This window comes from Wolbachia endosymbiont of Madathamugadia hiepei, from assembly GCF_013366855.1.
GTDB lineage: Bacteria > Pseudomonadota > Alphaproteobacteria > Rickettsiales > Anaplasmataceae > Wolbachia.
Window position 1 is genome coordinate 1 of sequence record NZ_WQMP01000149.1, and the last position, 2,407, is coordinate 2,407.

Here is a 2,407-nt window from a genome sequence, read left to right on the forward strand (position 1 = left end):
TACTTGCATGACACCCACAAATTACCTGCTAATTGCAATGTTCGTACAGCTATGCCTGATGCTTGAACCTTCTTAATCTTTATGCTAGCTTTACCAAAAATTATACTATTTTAGATATAATTACAATGTCTAAATTTAAGGTATAGGGATGAACCCTACAATTAGAAAAGTTTTTAGTGTTTTTCTTATAATATTATTTATTTCCTTTTCTCATATGAGCAGTGCTGCTGATAGTGATCTTGATGCAACCACCAAAGTAATATGCAATATCATGAAATACGTTTGGGGAATAGGTGGACCTCTTATGACCATAGTAATAATAGGTGCAGCTTTGCTTGCAATATTCGGTAGAGTGCCCTGGCCTGCACTTTTTGCACTCGGTGTATTTTGCGCTGTGTTTTTTGGTGCAAAAGCTATTGTGACAAAAGTAATCGGTGGTGTAGGTGGTACTGGAAACACTTCCATTATGGACAAGTGTGGAGCGGAAGAAAAGAAATAAATCTTTTTGCCAATAAATCGCTTTCGTTATACACTCTGCAGCTGATAGTTGCTGCTTTGCACTTCTAATACCAAATTGCTTTATTGATAATAAAAAAATACTTCCCTTTCTCTAAGCAATCTGTTATATTCAGTTTAATTACTGACTTTCATTGTTTCTAGAATATTTTTCCCTTGATAGCTATTTTATAATGAATTTGTCAGTAGTTTTTTTACGCAACAAAGCCTGCTGGAATCTGAATTTTTAGGCTGGGTTTTGTAGTCAAGCCACGGCTATATATAAGTAATTTAATATGAAAAAGACCCAATACAATAATTTAGTTTCATCTTATGCTAGAGCGCTGTTTTATATCTCAGAAGATAAACTAGGTACTATAAGAAAAGAAGTAGAATTTTTGTTGGATTTTTTAAAAAATCAACGTGATATTTTTATATACCTATCTCACCCTATGATTTCCCTTGCACGCAAAAAAGAAGTGATACTCTCTATAAATGAAAACTTAAGCGAGAGCTTAGTAAAATTTATTATGGTTGTATCTGCCAACAGGCGCTCTAATTTGTTAATCCTGATATTAGAAAAATTCTTAAATCTTGTGAGAGAAAATGAAAACGAATTGGAGATTATTATAAAGTCAGCAGAGGCTTTGAAGGCACCAGATATAAAAATAATTACTGAATCTCTGAACTTTCTTGGTAAAATAACAAAGGTAAGTAACGTGGTTGACCCTTCTATACTGGGCGGTTTTGTGGTGAAGTATGGTTTTAATTTGATTGATGCTTCGCTGAAAAGTTACTTAGATAGATTGGTTGATTTGAGTAAAATGGAAATATTGAAAATAAGGAATTGTATATGAAAAATGGTATAAATGTTTCTGAGGTAGTAAACATAATAAAAGAAAAAGTTGAGGCGTTTGATAATCCTGTAAAGCGAGAAAATATAGGTGAAGTGATTTCAGTAACTGATGGTATTGCATTGGTTTACGGACTCAAAAAAGCAAAATTTGGTGAAAAGGTATTCTTTGCAAGTGGTATAGAAGGAATAGTTTTTGATTTAGATCACGATATAGCTGGGATAGTGATACTTGGTAATGATCGTGATGTCAAAGAAGGGGATATTGTAAAATGCAGTGGTGATGTTGTGCAGGTTCCTGTAGGGCATGAATTATTGGGAAGAGTCGTAAACGCATTAGGCTACCCTATAGACAACGGCGAAGAAATTAGAACCAAAAACAAAATGGACATGGAGTCTAAGGCGCCAGGCATTATTGATCGTAAATCTGTGCATGAACCTCTGCAGATCGGAATTAAGATTATAGACTTACTAATTCCAATAGGCAGAGGACAGCGTGAATTAATTATTGGCGATAGACAAATCGGTAAAACTACTATTGCGCTTGATACAATCATTAATCAGAAGAAAATTAATGATGAAGTGGACGAAAACCAAAAAGTTTACTGTGTTTATGTTGCTATTGGACAAAAGATTTCAACAGTAGCAAAAGTGGTAAATAAGCTAAAAGAAAGTGGGGCACTCGAGTATACAACTGTAGTTGTGGCTAGTGCATCTGATTGCGCACCTATGCAATTTTTAGCACCTTATGCTGGTTGCACTATTGGAGAATTTTTCCGTGATAATGGAATGCATTGCTTGGTGGTATATGATGATTTATCTAAGCACGCTGTAGCATATAGGCAGATGTCCTTATTGTTGAGGCGTCCTCCTGGCCGTGAAGCTTACCCTGGAGATATATTCTATGTACATTCCCGTTTGCTTGAAAGGGCTGCTAAAATGTCTGATGAAAAAGGGCAGGGGTCTCTAACTGCTTTGCCAATTATCGAAACTCAAGCTGGTGATGTATCTGCATATGTTCCAACTAACGTAATTTCGATTACCGATGGGCAAATCTTC

At 35.4% G+C, this 2,407-nt stretch carries 3 protein-coding genes; all 3 read left to right on the forward strand.

All coding sequences use genetic code 11. From position 1 onward, the window contains the following. Window positions 1–148 precede the first annotated feature (148 nt). Entirely contained in the window at window positions 149–499 is a 351-nt protein-coding gene (locus GO685_RS04815) for a TrbC/VirB2 family protein (RefSeq protein WP_175937806.1), read from the forward strand. Between the two features lie 292 nt (window positions 500–791). Continuing rightward, on the forward strand, window positions 792–1,352 hold the full coding sequence (atpH, locus tag GO685_RS04820; RefSeq protein WP_175937807.1) for an ATP synthase F1 subunit delta: 561 nt from the start codon (window positions 792–794) through the stop codon (window positions 1,350–1,352). Beyond that, window positions 1,349–2,407, forward strand: a 1,059-nt coding sequence (gene atpA, locus GO685_RS04825) for a F0F1 ATP synthase subunit alpha (RefSeq protein WP_175937808.1), incomplete at its 3' end; no start/stop codon positions are given. The genes atpH and atpA, both read left to right, overlap by 4 nt.